Here is an 18,979-nt window from a genome sequence, read left to right on the forward strand (position 1 = left end):
CGTCGTGACACCCACCCGTTCGACGCCGTACGCCGCGGGCACCGCGCGGCCGGTCACGCCGGTCTCGATCGCCGCCCTGCACCTGGCGCGGCTGGTGGAGCAGGCGGAGGCCGGATCGGTCGGGTCCGACCTCGGGCAGGGGTGGCTGCAGGACCTGCGCGACTGCCAGGATCTGGTCGCGGGGCTGGACCCCTACCTTGAACGGTGCACCACGCCTGAGTCGGCGGACCTGCAGGCGCTCGCGCGGCGCACCGCGGAGGTCGACTGGGAGGGTGGTCCGGGAGCGGGCTACCTGGAGCAGGAGATGCTCTCCGGGCACGTCGAGGGTCAGTTGCTGAAGATGCTGGTCCACCTGACGCGTGCCGAACGGGTGCTGGAGATCGGCATGTTCACCGGCTACTCGGCGCTCGCGATGGCCGAGGCCCTCGGCCCGGACGGGCGGGTCGTGGCGTGCGAGATCGACGAGTACGTCGCCGCGATCGCCCGCGAGTGCCTCGCCTCCTCGGCGGAGGGGCACAAGGTGAGCGTGCGGGTCGGCCCGGCCCTGGACACCCTGGCCGAGCTTGCCCGCGCCGGGGAGGGCTTCGACCTGGTCTTCGTCGACGCGGACAAGGCCGGGTACACCGGCTATCTCAACACCGTGCTGGAGCTGGACCTCCTCAGCCCGCACGGCGTCGTCTGCGTGGACAACACCCTGCTGCAGGGCCAGCCGTACCTGGACGGCCCGCCCACCTCGAACGGCGAGGCCATCGCCGTCTTCAACCGGGAGGTCGCGCGCGACCCGCGCGTCGAACAGGTGCTGGTGCCGCTGCGCGACGGGCTGACCGTCATCCGGCGCGTCGACCGGTGAGGGCCGCCCACCACATCCACACCGAACACGAGGACACAGAGGAGTCGTGATGGACACCGTCGCCGTAGGACCGGTCGGTATGCGGGTGAGCGACCTCTCACTCGTGGGCATCGACCCGGGCACGGTCGCGTCGTTGCAGGCCCTGCTCGCCGAGCACGGGGTGCTGGTACTGCCCCACCAGGACATCAACGACGCCACCTTCGTCGCCTTCCTTCAGGCGTTCGGGCAGCTGACCTTCTCCACCGGTGAGACGCCGGTGCCGGGATGCGCCGACCTCAACCTGATCAGCAACGTAGGCCGCGCGGTGCCGCCGAAGAGCACCTTCCACGTCGACACGAGCTACGTCAGCCGGCCGCCCGCGTACACCGCACTGCGCGCCGTGCAGATTCCGCGCTCGGGAGGCCAGACCCTCTTCAGCAATCAGTACCGCGCGTACGACACCCTTCCCTATGAGGTCAAGGACAGGCTGCGGGGCCGCACCATCACCCACGTGGTCACCGGCCTGGATCTCGGCCCGGACGACGAGACGTCCGCCGAGCACCCGATCTTCCGCGAGCACCCGGTGTCCGGGCGCACATCGCTCTATCTGACCACCGCGGCCCGGTGCCGCTCGATCAGCGGGATGGGCGAGGACGAGACACGCGAGACGGTGCAGTACCTCCTGGAGCACTCCACGCGCGAGGAGAACCTCTACCGGCACGCGTGGTCGCCCGGCGACGTGGTCATGTGGGACAACGGCTGCGTGCTGCACCGTGCCGACCACGAGGGCGTCGTCGGCGACCGGGTGATGCACCGGGGCATGGTGGCGGACTACCCGCGACGGATCGCCGCGTGACCGGTGCGTACCACGCCACCCTCAAGACGCTCGGCACCCTGACCCTGCTGGCGGCAGCGCTGCCACTCAACCTCGCGGTCACCGGCGTTCAGCTCGTACGTCGGCGGCGCGAGGACGCCGCCCCACCACAGCTCACGGTGAGCCGGACCATCCTGATCAGCGGCGGCAAGATGACCAAGGCTCTGGCGCTGGCCCGGGCCTTCCACCGCGCCGGACACCGCGTCGTCCTGGTCGAGACGCCGGCATACCGCTACACCGGACACCGCTTCTCCCGTGCCGTCGACCGGTTCTACACCGTGCCCACGCCCGGCGGGCCCGACTACACCGACGCGTTGCTCGACATCGTGCGCTCCGAGGGCGTCGACGTCTACGTCCCGGTCTGCGCTCCGGCCGCGAGCTATCCGGACGCGGTCGCGGGACGGGCGCTGGCGGCGTACTGCGAGGTGCTGCACGGCACGCCGGAGGTTATCGCGAGGCTGGACGACAAGTTCGAGTTCTCCGCGATGGCCACCGAGGTCGGCGTGACCGTGCCCGAGTGCCACCGGATCACCTCGGCGCAGCAGCTGCGCGACTTCGACTTCGCCTCGCGCGCAACGCCGTTCATCCTGAAGAACCTCGCCTACGACCCGGTCAACCGCCTCGACCTGACCCGGCTGCCGACGGCGACACCCGAGGAGCTGGAGGACTTCCTGGCGGGCAAGGACATGTCTGCGGCGAACCCGTGGATCCTGCAGGCGTTCGTCGCGGGGGATGAGTACTGCACGCACAGCACAGTGCGTGACGGGCGCGTGCAGGTCTACTGCTGCTGCCCGTCCTCGGCGTTCCAGATCAACTACGAGATGGTCGACAAGCCGGCGATCCGCGACTGGGTGACCCGCTTCGTCGGGTCTCACCGGCTGACCGGCCAGGTCTCCTTCGACTTCATCGAGGCGCGCGACGGGCAGGTCTACGCCATCGAGTGCAACCCGCGGACGCACTCGGCGATCACGATGTTCTACAACCACCCGCAGCTCGCCGACGCCTATCTGCAGGACGGCCATCCGCTCGTGACACCGCTGCCGTCCAGCCGCCCGACGTACTGGATCTACCACGAGGTATGGCGGTTGATCACCCAGCCGCGTGCCGTCCCCGGCCGGCTGCGGACCATTGCGCGCGGCAAGGACGCCATCTTCGATGCGGCCGACCCGCTGCCGTTCCTGCTCGTGCACCACCTGCAGATCCCGTCGCTGCTGCTGCACAACCTCGTGCGGTTCAAGGACTGGATCCGCATCGACTTCAACATCGGCAAGCTGGTGCAGGCGGCGGGGGACTGATGACACTCCGCGTACTGCACCTGGCGGGGTCGCCGGTGAGCGAGTTCTACGCCGACCTGTCGCGTCTCTACGCCGCCGACGCCCTCGTCGCCACGGCCGATCCGGAGCGCTACGAGTTCGTTGCGGCGTACGTCGCGCCCGGGGGGCAGTGGTGCTTCCCGTCCGGCCTCACCCCGGAGGCGATCGCTGCCGCGCCGTCGATGGAGGTGGGCGAGGCGCTCGCGCACCTCGCGTCGCTCGACATCGACGTCGCGGTGCCGCAGCTGTTCTGCATCCCCGGGATGACGTCGTACCGCGCGCTGCTCGACGTGCTCGCCATCCCCTACGTCGGGAACACCCCGGACGCGATGGCGCTGGGTGCTCACAAGGCCCGCGCCCGGTCCGTCGTCTCGGCCGCGGGCGTCAGCGTGCCCGCGGGGGAGGTGCTGCGCATCGGCGAGCGGCCGAGCATCGCCCCGCCGGCCGTCGTCAAACCGGTCGACGCCGACAACTCGCTCGGCATCGGCCTGGTGCGGGAGAGCGACGAGTACGACGACGCGCTCGCCGCAGCTTTCGCCCATTCCGACGAGGTGCTCGTCGAGTCCTACGTCGAGCTCGGCCGCGAGGTCCGGGTCGGGCTGGTCGAGCGGAGCGGCGAGCTGGTCGGCCTGCCGCTGGAGGAGTACAGCGTCCACCCGGACACCAAGCCGATCCGCGACCACGCCGACAAGATCGGCGCGGGCGTGGAGGGCGGCCTGAGGCTGATGGCCAAGGACGCCGAGCACGCGTGGATCGTGGACGCCGCCGACCCGCTGACCGAACGGGTCCAGGAGGCCGCGCGCCGGTGCCACCGGGCGATGGGCGCCCGGCACTACAGCCTCTTCGACTTCCGTATCGACGAGCACGGCGAGCCGTGGTTCCTCGAGGCCGGTCTCTACTGCTCGTTCGCGCGGACGAGCGTGGTCGCGGTGATGGCCGCCGCGGCCGGCATCACGCTGCCGGACCTGTTCGCCACGGCCCTCGCCGAGGCCTTGCGCGGGCCCGATTGATCGAAGCGGTGGCCCGGCGCAGTGCCGGCCACCGCTTCGGCAGCAGCGTGGTGGATCAGTGATTCGCGGATGCCTGCCGCAGTCGCTCCTCGAGACGCTCACCCTCGATATCGGCGTCGGGCACGTACTTGGCGAACCACCGCGGGTGGTGCCAGATGCGTGATCCGGCGATCGCCATGACGGCGGGGACCAGGGTCAGCCGGACCACGAACGCATCAATCAGCACTCCGACCGCGAAGGCGAACCCGATGGCCTTCGTGGTGGGGTCGTCGGCCAGTAGCACCGACACGAAGATGATCGCCATGATGACTGCCGCTGCGGTGACGACGCGTGCCGACGCTCCCGCGCCGGCGGCCGCAGCGCCACGGGCGTCACCGGTCCGGGTGAAGTGCTCCTTGATCCGGGAGACGACGAAGACCTCGTAGTCGCTGGAGCGGCCGAACATGATTCCCAGCAGGATGATCGGCAGGAAGCTGAGCGTCGGGCCCTTCTGGACACCGATGAGCGACGCACCCCAGCCCCACTGGGAGATCGCGACCTGCGCGCCCATCGCGGCTCCAGCCGAGAGCAGGAAACCGACGATGGACTTGAGCGGCACCAGGATCGTGCGGAAGGCGAAGGTCAGCAGCAGCAGGGCCAGCACGACGATGGTGAGGAGGAATACCGGCAGAGCGCCGGCGAGCTTGGCCGACACGTCGATGTTCGTCGCGGCAAGGCCGCCCACCAGGATCGTGGCCCCCGTCGAGGCGGTCAACGCGGTCCGACGGTCGCGGATGCGGTGAACGAGGTCTGTCGTGGCCGGGTCGTCGGGCCCGGTGGTGGGCACGACGTCGATCACGGCGATGCCGTGGGTGGCGGTGGAGACGGAGGCGGACTCGACCCCCGGCAGTGCGGCGATCCTGCCGCTGATCCGAGCCGCCGGCTGGGCGGACGTGTTCTGTGCGACCACCGTCAGGGCCGCGTTGTACCCGGGTCCGAAGTGCTCGGTGGTGAGGTCGTACGCGCGCCGGGAGGTGTCGCTCGTGGGATTGGCGCCCGCGCTGGGCAGCCCGAAACGCATGCCCGTGATCGGGATGCACATGATGCCCAGGGTGATGACCCCGACGATGACCACGGGCCAGCGGCGACGGATGACCCATCGCGACCAGCGGGTGCCGCCGAGGTCCGCGGGTTCGTGCGCGGCGGTCCGTGCTGCGGACTGCGCACGACGTAGGAGGGGGGAACCGGTTGAACCGGCCGGCCCGGTGGCCGAGGAACCCCAACAGCGCCGGCAGCAGGGTCATCGAGATGGCCAACGCCACGGCCACGGTGCCGGCGGCCGCGAGCCCCATCGCGGTGAGGAACGGGATGCCGACCACCGCCAGTCCGCAGAGCGCGATGATGACGCTGAGACCGGCGAACACCACGGAGCTGCCGGCCGTGCCGGCCGATCGTCCCGCGGACTCCTCGGGTTCCATGCCCTCGAGCAGGTGGCCGCGGTGGCGGGCGAGGATGAACAGCGCGTAGTCGATCCCGCACGAGAGTCCGAGCAGACCGGCGACCGACGTCGAGGCCGAGGAGATGTCGGTCAGCGAAGCGGCGATGGTGATTGCGAAACCACTCCCGACGACTCCGACGACGGCGCTCAGCAAGGGGAGGCCGGCTGCTAGCAGGGATCCGAACGTGATCAGGATGACGAAGAACGCCACCATCAGCCCGATGGCCTCCGTGGTGTTTCCCGCAGCCGCCTTGGGGTAGACGCCGCCCTCGAACTCCACCTGCACACCCGCGGCCCGGGCGCTCGCGACAGCAGGCCCGAGCGCGTCCAGAGTGCTCGGCTTCACCTTCGTCGCGTCCACGTCGTAGGTCACAGTGGCCAGCGCCACGTGACGGTCCGGTGAGACGGTCCGGGTCGCGAACGGATCTGACGCGACCGTGACCTGGGCGACGTGCCCCAACCTGGCGACCGACGCCTCGATGGCCGCCCGGCTCTTCGCGGTGCTGACGTCGCCGCCGGGAACGGCGAACACCACCGTCGTCGAGGCCCCGGCCGCTGCGGGGAGCTTCTGCTGCAGCACCGTCACCGAATGCTGTGCCTCCGTCCCGGGGATGGTCACGTCGTCGCTCGTCCGGCCACCGCTGGCGGAGGCGATGGCGCCGGCGACGACCAGGACGACCAGCCATCCGGCCACGGTGATCCTGCGATGGCGGAAGCACCACCGGGCGAGCCGGTACAGGTAGGTGGACATGGGATGTCTCCTCGTCGCATCGGTGCGAGCCGGCCGAGACGCCGGCTCGCGATAAATGCAACGGTAGGCAAAAATACATCACACTGCAAATAAGCGGTCGATGTTAGATTTTCACCATGGCGCATTTGGAGGAGTCCCTGCGGGAACGATCGAAGGCCCGGCGCCGCAAGGCCATCCGCCGCGAGGCCATGCGGTTGTTCGCCGAGCGCGGTTTCGACGGAGCCACGATCCAGGACATCGCGCAGGCGGCGGAGGTCGCCCCGCGTACGGTCTCGATGTACTTCCCGACCAAGCTGGACATCGCGCTGTCCTGGTCCAACGAGGCGGCAGAGCGCCTGGCCGCCGCCTTCCACGAGCATCCGGAGCTCGAGTTCGCCGACGTCATCGCCCGGTGGCTCGATCGGGAACGCCAGTCGGCCGATCCAGAACTGGCCTCCTCGGCGTTGGCCATGCTCGACGCCAACCCGACGCTCCGAGCCGCCTGGGACGCCCAGGTGGGCGACGCGATGCAGGTCGCTGCCGAGTCGCTCACCCGACAGCTGCGGATGGATCCAGACGGCCTGCTCTTCGCGGTGGCCTCCGCCGCGGTGGGCGCCGCCATCACCCAGTACGCCAAGACGACCGCTCGCACGCCGGCGGGACCGCAGGAGCAGGAGACGTTTCTCGCCTACCTGCGGTCGATCATCGACACCGCCAACGCCATGAGCGCATCCGGTCAGTAGGCGATGCGGCCGGTACGGTCGTGGAACTCTCCCGTCGGGCCGTCCTGGTCGAGAGTGGCCAGCGCGACGGTGGCGTCGGTGCCCTCGGTGACGGTCTGGTGGCCGCTGTGCGCGTTGAAATCGGTGTCGGTGTAGCCGGGATCGGAGACATTGACCCGCATCCCCGTGAGGCTCTTCGCGTACTGCACGGTGAGGGCGATGACGGCGGCCTTGGACGCCGCGTACGGCACGGCCTGCACCGGGTACTCGTCGTGCGTGGGGTCCTGCAGGTAACGCGGCCACCCCACGCCCGAGGCGACGTTGACGATGACCGGGTTCGCGGATCGACGCAGCAGCGGCAGTGCCGCCTGGGTGACCCGCACGATGCCGGTGACGTTGGTGTCGAGCACCGTGGCCATCGCGTCGGCATCGAGGTCGTCGACGCCGTACGCCGTGCCGAGGATGCCGGCGTTGTTGATCAGCACGTCCAGTTGCGGCAGCTCGGCGAGCGCCGCCTGCACGGAGGCGCCGTCGGTGACGTCCAGCCGTACGACGTGGGCGCCGATCGAGCGCACGGCGTCGCCGGCGTCGGGGTTGCGCAGGCCGGCGTACACGGTGTGGCCCGCGTCGATGAGGTGTCGAGCGGTCTCCAGCCCGAGGCTGCGGCCGGCTCCTGTGATGAGTGTCGTTGTCATGCCTCCACGCTGCGGCCTTCGCTCGCGGCGTGGGTAGGCCCTGGCGGTACCAGTCAGGATCCCGTGACCGGGGCGCATGATGGAGAGGTGGACGAGTTCGCCGAGGTGCTGCGCGCGTGGCGTGACCGGATCGGCCCGAGCGAGGTGGGCCTGCCCGCCGGCGCCGGGCGGCGCGCACCCGGTCTGCGCCGGGAGGAGCTGGCGACCCTGGCCGGAGTCAGCGTCGAGTACCTGGTGCGGCTGGAACAGGGCAGGGCCCGGCACCCGTCGCCGCAGGTGATCGGCGCGCTGGCCCGGGCGCTGCGCCTCACCGACGGCGAGCGGGACCATCTCTACCGCGTCAGCGGTGCCGCGGTGCCGTCGCAGCGGCTGGTGTCCCAGCACATCGCACCCGGCGTGCAGCGCCTGCTCGACCGGCTCGGCGACGTCCCGATCGGGGTGCACTCCGCCGCGTGGGACCTGCTCTGGTGGAACCCGCTCTGGGCCGCGCTGACCGGGGATCCGTCCGGGCTGCGCGGGGTGGATCGCAACGTCGCCTGGCACCACTTCAGCCATGCGCCCGGGGTCATCGCGTTCGACGACCAGCACGCCGAGGAGTTCTCCGACGATCTCGCGGCGGATCTGCGCGAGGCCGCCGGCCGCTATCCGGACGATCCCGCGCTGGCCGCCCTCATCGCCCGGCTGCGCGCGGAGTGTCCCGACTTCGAGCGCTGCTGGAGCCGCGCGCACGTCGCACGGCACCGGTCGAGCACCAAGACCGCGACCTGCACTCCGGTGGGTCCGATCGAGATCGACTGCGATGTCCTCACCGTGCCCGGCAGCGACCTGCGCATCGTGGTCTACACCGCGGCGCCGGGCTCGCAGGACGCCTCCAAGCTCGCCCTGCTGAACGTGACCGGCACCCAGGCGCTGACCTCCTGATCCCGCACGGTCACGCGGGACCGCACGGGAGACTGTCGGGCATGGACGGGCTGTCGCTGAGCAGGCGGTACTTCGAGGACGTCGTACGGCCGATCCTGCACGCGCGGTGGCCACGACTGTCGTACGCGGCCGCCCGGATCGGTGGAGGGTCCGACGTCGTCGGTCGGGACGACGAGATGTCGCGCGATCACGACTGGGGACTGCGCCTCACCCTGCTCGTGGACGCGGCCCTCGTCACGGAGGTCGACCGACACCTCGGGGCCGAGCTGCCGGACGTCGTGCTCGGACACCCCGTCCGGTTCCCCATGACGTCCGATGCGTCGATCCGGCACCGAGTCGAGGTCGCGGACCCGCACGAGCTGCTGACCGGCCGGCTGGGCTTCGATCCTGCCCGCGCACCCATCGGCCTCGCGGACTGGCTGTCGCTGTCCGGGCAGGCGGCGCTGGAGGTCGTGGGCGGGGAGGTGTTCCTGGACACGGTCGGCGACCTGGGTGCCGCGCGGTGCGCGCTCGCGTGGTACCCCGACGACGTGTGGCGGTGGCTCGTCGCGTGTGCGTGGCGACGGATCGGTGAGGACCTGCCGTTGATGGGCCGATCCGGTATGCAGGGCGACGACCTCGGGTCACGGGTGCTCGCGGGGCGCCTGGTGGACGCGGCGATGCACCTCGGGTTCCTCCTGGACCGGCGGTGGGCGCCCTACCCGAAGTGGCGCGGCGCGGCGTTCGGTGAGCTCCCGCGAGCGGCTCACGCGGCGCCGGCGCTCGTCGGCTGCCTCACCGCGACGACGTGGCAGGACCGCGAGTCCCACCTGTGTCGGGCACTCACCCTGCTGCACGCGGCCGGTCGTGAGGCCGGACTGCCGGGCGTCGAGCGCCCGGTGGTGGCGTTCCACGACCGGCCGTTCCGCACGGTCTCCGGCGATCTGATCGAGGCGCTGCACACGGGGATCGCCGATCCGGAGATCCTGGCACTCCCCGTGCGCGTCGGCTCGGTCGAGCAGTACACCGACGACGTCCTCGTGCTGCAGAGCGCGGGGCGACGTCGTGCGATGGTGCGGGCGCTCTACGGAATCTGACCGGGGCGCGCGGTCACTCGTCGGAGAGCGTCATCGACGACAGCCGGCGACCGGCGAGGAACACCCCGGCCGACACGGCGATCAGCATCGTCAGTACGGCGTACCACCACGGCACGCCCTTCGCGTCGGAGGAGACGGTCGAGATGCTGTCGATCACCGAGGAACCCCAGGCCCGTGCCGACAGCCACTTCACCGGCCCGATCAGGGAGGAGAGGGTCGACTCCCAGACCAGCCAGTAGACGAGCGCGCCCACCACGCTGCGCTTCAGCAGCGTCGCGAGGACGATGAAGATCCCGACGTACGCCGTCCCGGACAGCAGCGCGCCGACGAACGCCCCCAGCGCGATCCGGTCCGAGCCGCCCGCCAGGATCAGGCCCGCCAGACCGAGCGGGACCGCCGCGAACAACACCACCGCGGCGAGGATCACGACGGCCTTGCTGGCCACGATCGCGATGCGCGGGACGGGCTTGCTCAGCAGATAGATGATCGAGCCGTCGTCCAGTTCGGAGCTGATCAGGGTCGAGGTGGCGATGAGCGCGACGATCGGCACGACGACGCCGACGCCGAAGACCTTGAGGAAGCCGATCTTGTCGCCGGGGCCGAAGTCGGCGCCCGCGAGCGAGCGCAACAGCAGGGCCAGGAGCACCAGCAGCACGGGCAGGACGAGCATCAGGTAGACGCGGGCACGGCCGACCAGGGAGCGGACGCCGAGGCGCAGGATGGCCGAGTTCATGCACCCACCAGGTAGCTGAAGACGCTCTCGAGCGACTCGTCGGTGGGTGTCAGCTCCAGGATCCGGATGCCGTGCTCGCGCGCGAGTCGCGGCACGACCCGCGCGAACCGGCCGGCGTCGTCGGACTCCACCTCGAGCAGCCCCTTGGTGCGCAGCCGCACGCCCCGCACGCAGTCGTCGCTCAGCAGGAGCCCGGCGAGCGCGCGCGGGTCCGAGCTGCGCACGACGTACTGGTTCGGACGGTCGGTCATCAGTCGGCGGATCTCGGCGAAGTCGCCGGACGCCGCGTGCCGGCTGGCGACCACGACCTCCACCTGCCGCGCGATCTGCTCGACCTCTTCCAGGATGTGGGAGCTGAAGACGATCACCTTGCCGCCGTCGCCGTAGCGCTGCAGCAGACCCATCATGTGTCGCCGCTGCACCGGGTCCATGCCGTTGAACGGTTCGTCGAGCAGCAGCACGTCCGGGTCGTGCACCAGCGCGCTCGCCACCTTGATGCGCTGCCGCATGCCCTTGGAGTACGTCGAGATCCGGCGATCGGCGGCGGCGGCCATGTCGACCTCGCCCACGGCGTACGCCGTCGCGGCGACCGGGTCGGGGACCTGGTGCAGGTCAGCGTTGAGTCGGACGAACTGCGCGCCGGTGAGGAAGTCGTAGAGCGGCTCGGCCACCGGCACGAGCCCGATCCGCCGGTAGATCCGCACGTCGCCGCGGGTGGGCACCCCGTCGATGGTGACGCTGCCCTTGGACGGTGGCAGCAGCCCGGCCATCATCGACAGCAGGGTGGACTTGCCGGCCCCGTTGGGCCCGAGCAGACCGGTGATCCCCGGGCCGATGCTCATGGTCACGTCGTTGACGGCGACGACGTTGCCGTACCAGCGGGACACGTCGTGCAGCAGCAGTTCGGTCACAGGGACGCCGCCTTCCGGGTGCGCCACATCAGCAGCAGGGTGGGCACGGCGATCCATAGCAGCGACACCACCACGAAGAACGCGCCCCACCCGAACCCGTGCGGGCGCACGATCGTGTCGCTGGGGGTGGGCTGACGACAGATGACGGAGGTCAGGGAGGCCACGGCGGTGAACGGGTTGAACGCCGCGGCGATCTGGGCGGTGGTCCTACTGCCGGACGCGGAGCTGGCACCGAGTACGGCGGTCACCACGCCCGAGCTCACGAGGAGCACGGCGATGCCCGCGGCGACCGCGAGGCCGGCCCGGGTCGCCAGGGCGGCGATCAGGCCGCTCACGGCCGCCAGGACGAGCGCGAGCACCGTGATCCCGAACAATGCGGAGAAGTAGTGCCGGGTGTGCTCGGCGTGGTCGAGGTCGGAGGTGAGGGCGACGGCGTACCAGATCGTGATGGGGACGACGATGACGGCGAAGAGCGCGGTCGCGAGCGCGGCGAGCCGCATCAGCACGTAGAGCGAGCGGGACAGCGGCCGGGCGAAGTAGAGCACGATCGTGCGGTAGCGCAGGTCGCGGGAGAAGAGCACCGGCGCCTGGGCGGCCGCGAAGATCGTGACGAGGAGCTGGGTCCAGTACGGCAGCCCGAAGTAGTTGGACAAGGGGGCGAAGAGGTCGGCCTGGTCCGAGAGCGCCATCTTCTTCAGCTGCAGGATCAGCCCCGCGAGCACCACGGCGGGCAGCAGGATGAGCGCGGCCATCAGCCAGGGCACGATCTTGGACTTGCCGGACCGACCGAGCCCGAAACAGTTGCGCAGCGAGGTCACGTAGAGGGACGCGGCGATCGCCCCCGTCCCGCGGCGGCGGCCCTCGAACGAGCGGTAGCCGATGTCGTGGATGACGCCGCGTCGACCCGCCGGGGTGCTCATCGCGGCCCTCCGGCTCTGTCGTTCGAAGCGGCACCGTCGTCTCCGCCCTCGATGGCGAAGACCTCCTCCAGGGTGTGGTGCACCTCGTGGATGCGCACCAGGCCCAGGTCCAGGTCGACCACCACGTCGCGGATCAGATCGAGGGTGGCCGGGTCCTCCACCCGGACCTCGATGCGCCGACCGGCCAGGCGCGTACGCCGTGCTCGACCAGCCGTTACCCCACGGCGCGGTCGCTGCCGGGCGGGCCCAGCACCTCGACCAGCACGTTGCCGGTGGTGTGGGTCAGGTCCCGGGTGCTCGAGGCGCGCAGGAGGCGACCGCCGTCGATGACCACGATGTAGTCGGCGGTGCGCTCCAGTTCGCCGAGCAGGTGGCTGGTGACCACCACGGAGATGCCGAAGTCGTGGCCGATCCGGTCGATCAGCCCGAGCATGTCGTCGCGCGCGCGGGGGTCCAGCCCGTTGGTCGGCTCGTCCAGCAGCACCAGCCGTGGGTCGTGCACGATCGCCTGAGCGAGCTTCGCGCGCTGGCGCATGCCCGTGGAGTAGCCGCCCATCGGGCGGTGCCGCTCCTCGTCGAGGCCGACGTGCCGCAGCGAGTCCGAGGTGCGCTCGCGGGCGGCGGCCCGGGGAAGGCCGGACATCATCGCCATGTGCAGGACGAAGTCGGCGGCGGTGACGTCCGCGGGCAGGCAGTCGTGCTCCGGCAGGTAACCGACCAGCTCCCGAATTCGGGCTCCCTCTGTGGCGGTGTCCATGCCGAGCACGCGCGCGGTGCCGGAGGTCGGGGGCAGCAGGCCGAGCAGCACCTTGATGAGAGTGGACTTCCCGGCGCCGTTCACCCCGACGACGCCGGTGATCCCCTCGGGGATCTGCACGCGCAGGTCGTCCAGCGCCCGCACCTTCGGGTACTGCACGACGACCCCGTCGATGTCGATGACCCCCATGCGCCCACACGCTACGGGAGGTGTTGCGCGCGTCCGGGCTACTTGGGCCGACTCGAGATCGCGCGTGGGCCGTGCGAGCGCATGAAAGTGACCGCAGCGCCTACTTCCCCCACGTGAGAGGCGCGCGAGCGCATGAAAGTGACCGCGGTGCCCATCTCCCACCACAGTGCCGGACGGGCAGCGCACCCGAGGCGCAGCGGCCTCGTCCGAGCCGTCTGCACACCGCCGCGGGCGTAGGAAAGCGACGGCAGCGCCGAATTCCCAACGGCACCGGTCCCGTCGAGGGACCAGCGGCGGCGTCCGACCAAGCCGGAGGAGACGGTCCTGCGAATCCGTCCGCCCGACGGCGGGCTGGTGCATGCGGCGTACGACGTGCGGGAGGTCATACGCGGTCGCGGGCTGCTCGATTTGGAGCACTGCGGGGGGCTCTGGCAGACTGTCGGGGTTGCTTGACGCGCGGGCGTCGGGCGGTGCACGGCGCCGGTTCGTACCGGGATGTCGTTCGCACCGACCGGTCCCGCCGCCCCGAAAACGTACGACGTGCAGCCCGAGTGGCCGGCGCGTGACGGGTGAGGGAAGCGCAGGCGGGGTCCCACCGGATCCAAGACCACCCACGGGTAGCAGTTTCGTTCCAGGCGTGCATGCGGCGTAAGGGCGACACACCCGAGCGCGGGGGTCGGAGGAACGGCAGGGCACAACAGTTCTTTTCACAGCACGATGACGGCGAGAGAGAGACGCACTCAGATGGCGGGACAGAAGATCCGCATCCGGCTGAAGTCGTATGACCACGAGGTCATCGACAGCTCGGCGCGCAAGATTGTCGACACGGTGACCCGTGCCGGCGCAACGGTGGTCGGCCCCGTGCCGTTGCCGACGGAGAAGAACGTCTTCTGCGTCATCCGTTCGCCGCACAAGTACAAGGACAGCCGCGAGCACTTCGAGATGCGCACGCACAAGCGGCTCATCGACATCATCGACCCGACCCCGAAGGCCGTCGACTCGCTCATGCGACTCGACCTGCCGGCGGACGTCAACATCGAGATCAAGCTCTAGATCGGTAGGTGACTCATCCATGACACACACGACTGAGCGCTCCGTGAAGGGCGTCCTCGGCAAGAAGCTCGGCATGACCCAGATCTGGGATGCCGACAACCGACTCATCCCGGTCACCGTGGTCGAAGCCGGCCCCTGCGTCGTGACGCAGGTACGCGGTGACGGCGAGGGTTACCACGCGGTGCAGCTCGCCTACGGCGAGATCGACCCGCGCAAGGTGACCAAGCCGATGCTGGGTCACTTCGAGAAGGCCGGGGTCACCCCCCGTCGCCACCTCGTGGAGATCCGCACCGCGGACGCGGCCGACTACCAGCTCGGCCAGGACGTCACCGCGGAGACCTTCGGCGACGGACAGGTGGTCGACGTGATCGGCCGCACCAAGGGCAAGGGCTTTGCCGGCGTCATGAAGCGTCACGGCTTCCACGGCGTGAGCTCCTCGCACGGCTCGCACAAGAACCACCGCAAGCCGGGCTCGATCGGTGGCTGCGCCACCCCGGGCCGTGTCTTCAAGGGCATGCGGATGGCCGGCCGGATGGGCGGCGAGCGCCAGACCACCCAGAACCTGACCATTCACGCGGTCGACGCCGAGCGCGGCGTACTGCTCATCAAGGGTGCCGTCCCCGGCCCCAAGGGTGGGTTGGTGCTGGTGCGCACTGCGGCCAAGTCAACCGAGAAAGGCGCCTGAGGCCGATGACTTCCGTTGACATCCAGACTCCCGCCGGCGCGACCGACGGCACCGTCGAGCTGCCTGCCGAGATCTTCGACGTGGCGACCAACGTGCCGCTGATCCACCAGGTCGTCGTCGCGCAGCTCGCTGCCGCACGGCAGGGCACGCACTCCACCAAGACCCGCGGCGAAGTCCGCGGTGGTGGCCGCAAGCCCTACGCCCAGAAGGGCACCGGCCGCGCGCGTCAGGGTTCCACCCGTGCGCCGCAGTTCGCCGGTGGTGGCGTCGTCCACGGCCCGCAGCCGCGCGACTACAGCCAGCGCACCCCGAAGAAGATGAAGGCCGCCGCCCTGCGCGGTGCCCTCTCCGACCGGGCGCGCCACGGCCGCATCCACGTCTACACCGGACTGGTCGAGGGCGACGTGCCCTCCACCCGCACGGCGGCGACGCTGCTCGGCAACGTGAGCGAGCGCAAGAACCTGCTCGTGGTGCTCAGCCGTGACGAGCGCAACGCGCTCCTCTCGGTGCGCAACCTGGAAGCCGTGCACACGCTGTACGCCGACCAGCTCAACACCTACGACGTGCTCTGCGCCGACGACCTGGTCTTCACCAAGGCCGCGCTCGATGCGTTCCTCGCCGGACCGCTGCAGGCCGCCAAGCTCACCACGCAGGAGGACGCGAAGTGACCAGCCGGATCCACATCAAGGACCCCCGCGACATCCTGCTGAAGCCGGTCGTCTCGGAGAAGTCGTACGCCCTGATGGACGAGGGCAAGTACACCTTCGTGGTCGACCCGCGTGCCAACAAGACCGAGATCAAGATCGCCGTCGAGAAGGTCTTCGACGTCAAGGTCTCCTCGGTCCACACGCTGAACCGCAAGGGCAAGACGCGTCGTACCAAGGCCGGCCTCGGCAAGCGCAAGGACACCAAGCGCGCGATCGTCTCCCTCAAGGAAGGTGCGATCGACATCTTCGGTGAGGTCGGCACTGCCGGCTGACCCGCGAGACATGTTGTCGCACATAGGACTTAGAGGGACAAGGACGTAAGGACGTAAGTATGGCTATCCGCAAGTACAAGCCGACGACGCCAGGCCGGCGTGGGTCGAGCGTGGCGGACTTCGTCGAGGTGACGCGCTCGACACCGGAGAAGTCTCTGGTGCGCCCGCTCGCCAAGACCGGCGGTCGCAACTCCTCGGGGCGCATCACCACCCGGCACATCGGTGGCGGTCACAAGCGCGCCTACCGGGTGATCGACTTCCGTCGCTCCGACAAGGACGGCATCCCCGCCAAGGTCGCGCACATCGAGTACGACCCGAACCGCACGGCGCGCATCGCGCTGCTGCACTACGCCGACGGCGAGAAGCGCTACATCGTGGCGCCGAACCGCCTCAGCCAGGGCGACCTGGTCGAGAACGGTCCGTCGGCCGACATCAAGCCCGGCAACAACCTGCCGCTGCGCAACATCCCGACCGGTACGGTCCTGCACTGCATCGAGCTGCGGCCCGGTGGCGGTGCGAAGATCGCCCGCTCGGCCGGTGCCCGCGTGCAGCTCGTCGCCAAGGACGGCCCGTACGCACAGCTGCGGATGCCGTCCGGTGAGATCCGCAACGTCGACGTCCGCTGCCGCGCCACGATCGGCGAGGTCGGCAACGCCGAGCAGAGCAACATCAACTGGGGCAAGGCCGGCCGGATGCGCTGGAAGGGCAAGCGCCCGACCGTCCGCGGTGTCGCGATGAACCCCGTGGACCACCCGCATGGTGGTGGTGAGGGCAAGACCTCCGGTGGTCGCCACCCGGTCAGCCCGTGGGGACAGGCCGAGGGCCGTACCCGCCGCCCCAACAAGGAGAGCGACAAGCTCATCGTGCGTCGCCGTCGAAAGAAGCGATAAGACATGCCACGTAGCCTGAAAAAGGGTCCCTTCGTCGACGACCACCTTCAGAAGAAGGTCGATGTCCAGAACGAAGCCGGCACCAAGAACGTCATCAAGACCTGGTCCCGCCGGTCGATGATCACCCCCGACATGCTCGGCCACACCCTGGCCGTGCACGACGGTCGCAAGCACGTCCCGGTCTTCGTGACCGAGTCGATGGTCGGCCACAAGCTCGGGGAGTTCGCACCGACTCGCACCTTCAAGGGTCACGAGAAGGACGACCGGAAGGGGCGCCGCCGCTGACGCGGGGGGATCACCGATGACGAATACAGAGACGATTTCCGAAGGGAGCGCGATGCAGGCCACAGCCTCGGCCCGGTACGTCCGGGTCACGCCGCAGAAGGCCCGACGAGTCGTGGACATGATCCGCGGCAAGCAGGCCGGCGAAGCCATCGCCGTGCTCACCTTCGCGCCGCAGACGGCGAGCGAGCCGGTGCTGAAGGTGCTTCGCAGCGCCATCGCCAACGCCCGCGTCACCGCCGACAAGCACTCGCAGGCATTCGACGAGCGCACCCTCGTGGTCAGCGCCGCGTACGTCGACGAGGGCCCCACGATGAAGCGGTTCCGCCCGCGTGCCCAGGGTCGGGCCAGCCAGATCCTCAAGCGCAGCAGCCACATCACCGTGCAGGTCACCCAGCCGGATTCGCAGGAAGGACGGCGATAACCATGGGTCAGAAGGTCAACCCGAACGGTTTCCGCCTCGGCATCACCACCGAGCACAAGAGCCGCTGGTACGCCGACAGCAACAAGGCCGGCCAGCGCTACCGCGACTACGTCAAGGAAGACGTGGCCATCCGTCGCCTCATGTCCAAGGGCATGGAGCGCGCGGGCATCAGCCGCGTCGACATCGAGCGCACCCGTGACCGGGTCCGCATCGACATCCACACCGCGCGTCCCGGCATCGTCATCGGTCGCCGCGGCGCTGAGGCCGACCGGCTGCGCGGTGAGCTGGAGAAGCTCACCGCCAAGCAGGTGCAGCTGAACATCCTCGAGGTCAAGAACCCCGAGGCCGACGCTCAGCTGGTCGCGCAGGGCATCGCCGAGCAGCTGTCGGCGCGGGTGAACTTCCGTCGTGCGATGCGCAAGGGCATGCAGTCCAGCCAGCGCGCCGGTGCCAAGGGCATCCGGGTGATGGTCTCCGGTCGTCTGAACGGCGCCGAGATGAGCCGCACCGAGTTCTACCGCGAGGGCCGCGTCCCGCTGCACACGCTGCGCGCGAACATCGACTACGGCTTCTACGAGGCCAAGACGACGTTCGGTCGCATCGGCGTCAAGGTCTGGATCTACAACGGTGACCTCACCGCCAAGGAACTGGCACGCGAGCAGGCCGCCGCGCCGTCGCGCCCGGCCCGCCGGCGTGACGACCGTGGTCCGCGCACCGACCGTGGTGGCGACCGGGGCGCGAGCCGTCCCCGTCGTGACGACGCGCCGGCTGCCGGGCAGACCGCTGCCCCCGCGACCGACGCACCCGCGCCGGCCGCCGAGGGGGTGCAGGCCTGATGTTGATTCCGCGTCGTGTCAAGCACCGCAAGCAGCACCACCCCGGTCGCAGCGGCGCCGCCAAGGGCGGCACCCGCGTCACGTTCGGTGACTTCGGCATCCAGGCTCTCGAGCCCGCCTACGTCACCAACCGGCAGATCGAGTCCGCTCGTATCGCCATGACCCGCTACATCAAGCGAGGCGGAAAGGTGTGGATCAACATCTACCCCGACCGCCCGCTGACCAAGAAGCCGGCCGAGACCCGGATGGGTTCCGGTAAGGGTTCGCCCGAGTGGTGGATCGCCAACGTCAAGCCCGGACGCGTGATGTTCGAGCTGTCCGGTGTGTCCGAAGACGTCGCACGCGAGGCCATGCGCCTGGCGATGCACAAGTTGCCGATGAAGTGCCGCTTCGTCGCACGTGAGGGTGGTGACTTCTGATGGCTACCGGTTCCAAGGACCTCATGCCGAAGGCGCTGCGTGAGTTCGACGACGCGCGTCTCGACGAAGAGTTGGGCAAGGCCAAGCAGGAGCTGTTCAATCTGCGGTTCCAGTCCGCGACCGGCCAGCTGGAGAACAACTCCCGGCTGCGCGCGGTCCGCAAGGACATCGCCCGGCTCTACACCGAGATGCGTGAGCGAGAGCTCGGCATCGGCCAGGCGCCCACCGACGAGTCCCCCTCGAAGGTGAGCTGA

At 69.8% G+C, this 18,979-nt stretch carries 25 protein-coding genes; 18 read left to right on the forward strand and 7 right to left on the reverse strand.

Annotation, left to right across the window (positions count from 1 at the left end):
• Positions 1-4 precede the first annotated feature (4 nt).
• From JOB34_RS18185 to JOB34_RS13540, 4 genes are read left to right on the forward strand one after another with little or no spacing between them, the layout of a single operon-like run.
• Entirely contained in the window at positions 5-850 is an 846-nt protein-coding gene (locus JOB34_RS18185; protein ID WP_208053191.1) for a class I SAM-dependent methyltransferase, read from the forward strand.
• 49 nt (positions 851-899) lie between these two features.
• Entirely contained in the window at positions 900-1,685 is a 786-nt protein-coding gene (locus JOB34_RS13530; protein ID WP_208053192.1) for a TauD/TfdA family dioxygenase, read from the forward strand.
• A complete protein-coding gene (locus JOB34_RS13535; RefSeq protein WP_208053193.1) occupies positions 1,682-2,998 on the forward strand; it encodes a hypothetical protein in 1,317 nt (438 codons plus the stop codon). Before JOB34_RS13530 ends, JOB34_RS13535 begins: the two co-directional genes overlap by 4 nt.
• The gene (locus JOB34_RS13540; RefSeq protein ID WP_208053194.1) at positions 2,998-4,026 is read left to right on the forward strand and encodes a hypothetical protein; all 1,029 of its coding nucleotides are present in this window, start codon (positions 2,998-3,000) and stop codon (positions 4,024-4,026) included. Before JOB34_RS13535 ends, JOB34_RS13540 begins: the two co-directional genes overlap by 1 nt.
• A gap of 55 nt (positions 4,027-4,081) precedes the next feature.
• On the opposite strand, the gene JOB34_RS13545 is transcribed toward JOB34_RS13540, so the two are convergent.
• Positions 4,082-5,107, reverse strand: coding sequence for an MMPL family transporter (locus JOB34_RS13545; protein WP_208053195.1), 1,026 nt, complete (start codon positions 5,105-5,107; stop codon positions 4,082-4,084).
• Positions 5,108-5,940: 833 nt separating this feature from the next.
• Here JOB34_RS13545 and JOB34_RS17670 point away from each other — a divergent pair.
• Both JOB34_RS17670 and JOB34_RS13555 read left to right on the forward strand, forming a co-directional pair.
• Entirely contained in the window at positions 5,941-6,246 is a 306-nt protein-coding gene (locus JOB34_RS17670; RefSeq protein ID WP_243758096.1) for a hypothetical protein, read from the forward strand.
• A 124-nt stretch (positions 6,247-6,370) separates the two neighbouring features.
• Positions 6,371-6,976 (forward strand): TetR/AcrR family transcriptional regulator, encoded by a 606-nt coding sequence (locus JOB34_RS13555; protein ID WP_208053196.1) that lies wholly within the window; start codon positions 6,371-6,373, stop codon positions 6,974-6,976.
• On the opposite strand, the gene JOB34_RS13560 is transcribed toward JOB34_RS13555, so the two are convergent.
• On the reverse strand, positions 6,970-7,650 hold the full coding sequence (locus JOB34_RS13560) for an SDR family NAD(P)-dependent oxidoreductase (RefSeq protein WP_208053197.1): 681 nt from the start codon (positions 7,648-7,650) through the stop codon (positions 6,970-6,972). The two genes, JOB34_RS13555 and JOB34_RS13560, sit on opposite strands and share 7 nt — an antisense overlap.
• Before the next feature lie 87 nt (positions 7,651-7,737).
• Between JOB34_RS13560 and JOB34_RS13565 the strand changes: the two genes are divergently transcribed.
• Together JOB34_RS13565 and JOB34_RS13570 are read left to right on the forward strand one after the other, a co-directional pair.
• Positions 7,738-8,571 carry a helix-turn-helix transcriptional regulator gene (locus JOB34_RS13565; protein WP_208053198.1) on the forward strand — a complete coding sequence of 278 codons (834 nt, stop codon included), beginning with the start codon at positions 7,738-7,740 and terminating at the stop codon, positions 8,569-8,571.
• Between the two features lie 41 nt (positions 8,572-8,612).
• On the forward strand, positions 8,613-9,647 hold the full coding sequence (locus JOB34_RS13570; RefSeq protein WP_208053199.1) for a DUF4037 domain-containing protein: 1,035 nt from the start codon (positions 8,613-8,615) through the stop codon (positions 9,645-9,647).
• 13 nt (positions 9,648-9,660) lie between these two features.
• Here JOB34_RS13570 and JOB34_RS13575 read toward each other — a convergent pair whose 3' ends face one another.
• The 5 genes from JOB34_RS13575 to JOB34_RS13590 are packed head-to-tail and all read right to left on the reverse strand — an operon-like array spanning position 9,661 to position 13,157.
• Positions 9,661-10,380, reverse strand: coding sequence for an ABC transporter permease subunit (locus JOB34_RS13575; RefSeq protein ID WP_208053200.1), 720 nt, complete (start codon positions 10,378-10,380; stop codon positions 9,661-9,663).
• Complete coding sequence (locus tag JOB34_RS13580) at positions 10,377-11,291, reverse strand: ABC transporter ATP-binding protein (protein WP_347813865.1); 915 nt, start codon at positions 11,289-11,291, stop codon at positions 10,377-10,379. Before JOB34_RS13580 ends, JOB34_RS13575 begins: the two co-directional genes overlap by 4 nt.
• A complete protein-coding gene (locus JOB34_RS13585; protein ID WP_208053202.1) occupies positions 11,288-12,211 on the reverse strand; it encodes an ABC transporter permease in 924 nt (307 codons plus the stop codon). Before JOB34_RS13585 ends, JOB34_RS13580 begins: the two co-directional genes overlap by 4 nt.
• On the reverse strand, positions 12,208-12,372 hold the full coding sequence (locus tag JOB34_RS17675) for a hypothetical protein (protein WP_243758097.1): 165 nt from the start codon (positions 12,370-12,372) through the stop codon (positions 12,208-12,210). The genes JOB34_RS13585 and JOB34_RS17675 overlap by 4 nt, the downstream gene beginning before the upstream one ends.
• Before the next feature lie 53 nt (positions 12,373-12,425).
• Positions 12,426-13,157 (reverse strand): ABC transporter ATP-binding protein, encoded by a 732-nt coding sequence (locus tag JOB34_RS13590; RefSeq protein WP_243758098.1) that lies wholly within the window; start codon positions 13,155-13,157, stop codon positions 12,426-12,428.
• Positions 13,158-13,901: 744 nt separating this feature from the next.
• Between JOB34_RS13590 and rpsJ the strand changes: the two genes are divergently transcribed.
• Genes rpsJ through rpmC form a run of 10 tightly spaced genes read left to right on the forward strand, consistent with a single transcriptional unit; the run spans position 13,902 to position 18,979 of the window.
• Positions 13,902-14,210 carry a 30S ribosomal protein S10 gene (gene rpsJ, locus JOB34_RS13595; RefSeq protein ID WP_012867945.1) on the forward strand — a complete coding sequence of 103 codons (309 nt, stop codon included), beginning with the start codon at positions 13,902-13,904 and terminating at the stop codon, positions 14,208-14,210.
• 19 nt (positions 14,211-14,229) lie between these two features.
• Positions 14,230-14,895 carry a 50S ribosomal protein L3 gene (rplC, locus tag JOB34_RS13600; RefSeq protein ID WP_208053203.1) on the forward strand — a complete coding sequence of 222 codons (666 nt, stop codon included), beginning with the start codon at positions 14,230-14,232 and terminating at the stop codon, positions 14,893-14,895.
• 5 nt (positions 14,896-14,900) lie between these two features.
• On the forward strand, positions 14,901-15,563 hold the full coding sequence (gene rplD, locus JOB34_RS13605; RefSeq protein WP_179482585.1) for a 50S ribosomal protein L4: 663 nt from the start codon (positions 14,901-14,903) through the stop codon (positions 15,561-15,563).
• Complete coding sequence (gene rplW, locus JOB34_RS13610; protein ID WP_233766987.1) at positions 15,560-15,874, forward strand: 50S ribosomal protein L23; 315 nt, start codon at positions 15,560-15,562, stop codon at positions 15,872-15,874. Before rplD ends, rplW begins: the two co-directional genes overlap by 4 nt.
• Before the next feature lie 59 nt (positions 15,875-15,933).
• On the forward strand, positions 15,934-16,764 hold the full coding sequence (gene rplB, locus JOB34_RS13615) for a 50S ribosomal protein L2 (protein WP_179482583.1): 831 nt from the start codon (positions 15,934-15,936) through the stop codon (positions 16,762-16,764).
• A gap of 3 nt (positions 16,765-16,767) precedes the next feature.
• Positions 16,768-17,049, forward strand: coding sequence for a 30S ribosomal protein S19 (rpsS, locus tag JOB34_RS13620; RefSeq protein ID WP_179482581.1), 282 nt, complete (start codon positions 16,768-16,770; stop codon positions 17,047-17,049).
• Between the two features lie 52 nt (positions 17,050-17,101).
• On the forward strand, positions 17,102-17,470 hold the full coding sequence (gene rplV, locus JOB34_RS13625) for a 50S ribosomal protein L22 (RefSeq protein ID WP_179482579.1): 369 nt from the start codon (positions 17,102-17,104) through the stop codon (positions 17,468-17,470).
• Between the two features lie 2 nt (positions 17,471-17,472).
• The gene (rpsC, locus tag JOB34_RS13630; RefSeq protein ID WP_208053204.1) at positions 17,473-18,306 is read left to right on the forward strand and encodes a 30S ribosomal protein S3; all 834 of its coding nucleotides are present in this window, start codon (positions 17,473-17,475) and stop codon (positions 18,304-18,306) included.
• Complete coding sequence (gene rplP, locus JOB34_RS13635) at positions 18,306-18,725, forward strand: 50S ribosomal protein L16 (RefSeq protein ID WP_179482575.1); 420 nt, start codon at positions 18,306-18,308, stop codon at positions 18,723-18,725. The genes rpsC and rplP overlap by 1 nt, the downstream gene beginning before the upstream one ends.
• Complete coding sequence (gene rpmC / locus JOB34_RS13640; RefSeq protein ID WP_179482572.1) at positions 18,725-18,979, forward strand: 50S ribosomal protein L29; 255 nt, start codon at positions 18,725-18,727, stop codon at positions 18,977-18,979. Before rplP ends, rpmC begins: the two co-directional genes overlap by 1 nt.

Source organism: Allobranchiibius sp. GilTou38 (assembly GCF_017565325.1).
Taxonomy (GTDB): Bacteria; Actinomycetota; Actinomycetes; order Actinomycetales; family Dermatophilaceae; genus Allobranchiibius; species Allobranchiibius huperziae.

Coding starts and splice junctions, on each gene's coding strand:
- rplP (WP_179482575.1), top strand. CDS start 18,306: ATGTTGATTCCGCGTCGTGTCAAGCACCGCAAGCAGCACCACCCCGGT.
- rplC (WP_208053203.1), top strand. CDS start 14,230: ATGACACACACGACTGAGCGCTCCGTGAAGGGCGTCCTCGGCAAGAAG.
- JOB34_RS13545 (WP_208053195.1), bottom strand. CDS start 5,107: ATGTGCATCCCGATCACGGGCATGCGTTTCGGGCTGCCCAGCGCGGGC.
- rplD (WP_179482585.1), top strand. CDS start 14,901: ATGACTTCCGTTGACATCCAGACTCCCGCCGGCGCGACCGACGGCACC.
- JOB34_RS13590 (WP_243758098.1), bottom strand. CDS start 13,157: ATGGGGGTCATCGACATCGACGGGGTCGTCGTGCAGTACCCGAAGGTG.
- rplB (WP_179482583.1), top strand. CDS start 15,934: ATGGCTATCCGCAAGTACAAGCCGACGACGCCAGGCCGGCGTGGGTCG.
- rpsC (WP_208053204.1), top strand. CDS start 17,473: ATGGGTCAGAAGGTCAACCCGAACGGTTTCCGCCTCGGCATCACCACC.
- JOB34_RS13570 (WP_208053199.1), top strand. CDS start 8,613: ATGGACGGGCTGTCGCTGAGCAGGCGGTACTTCGAGGACGTCGTACGG.
- rpsJ (WP_012867945.1), top strand. CDS start 13,902: ATGGCGGGACAGAAGATCCGCATCCGGCTGAAGTCGTATGACCACGAG.
- JOB34_RS13575 (WP_208053200.1), bottom strand. CDS start 10,380: ATGAACTCGGCCATCCTGCGCCTCGGCGTCCGCTCCCTGGTCGGCCGT.
- rpmC (WP_179482572.1), top strand. CDS start 18,725: ATGGCTACCGGTTCCAAGGACCTCATGCCGAAGGCGCTGCGTGAGTTC.
- rpsS (WP_179482581.1), top strand. CDS start 16,768: ATGCCACGTAGCCTGAAAAAGGGTCCCTTCGTCGACGACCACCTTCAG.
- JOB34_RS13530 (WP_208053192.1), top strand. CDS start 900: ATGGACACCGTCGCCGTAGGACCGGTCGGTATGCGGGTGAGCGACCTC.
- JOB34_RS13555 (WP_208053196.1), top strand. CDS start 6,371: ATGGCGCATTTGGAGGAGTCCCTGCGGGAACGATCGAAGGCCCGGCGC.
- JOB34_RS13585 (WP_208053202.1), bottom strand. CDS start 12,211: ATGAGCACCCCGGCGGGTCGACGCGGCGTCATCCACGACATCGGCTAC.
- rplV (WP_179482579.1), top strand. CDS start 17,102: ATGCAGGCCACAGCCTCGGCCCGGTACGTCCGGGTCACGCCGCAGAAG.
- JOB34_RS13540 (WP_208053194.1), top strand. CDS start 2,998: ATGACACTCCGCGTACTGCACCTGGCGGGGTCGCCGGTGAGCGAGTTC.
- JOB34_RS13560 (WP_208053197.1), bottom strand. CDS start 7,650: ATGACAACGACACTCATCACAGGAGCCGGCCGCAGCCTCGGGCTGGAG.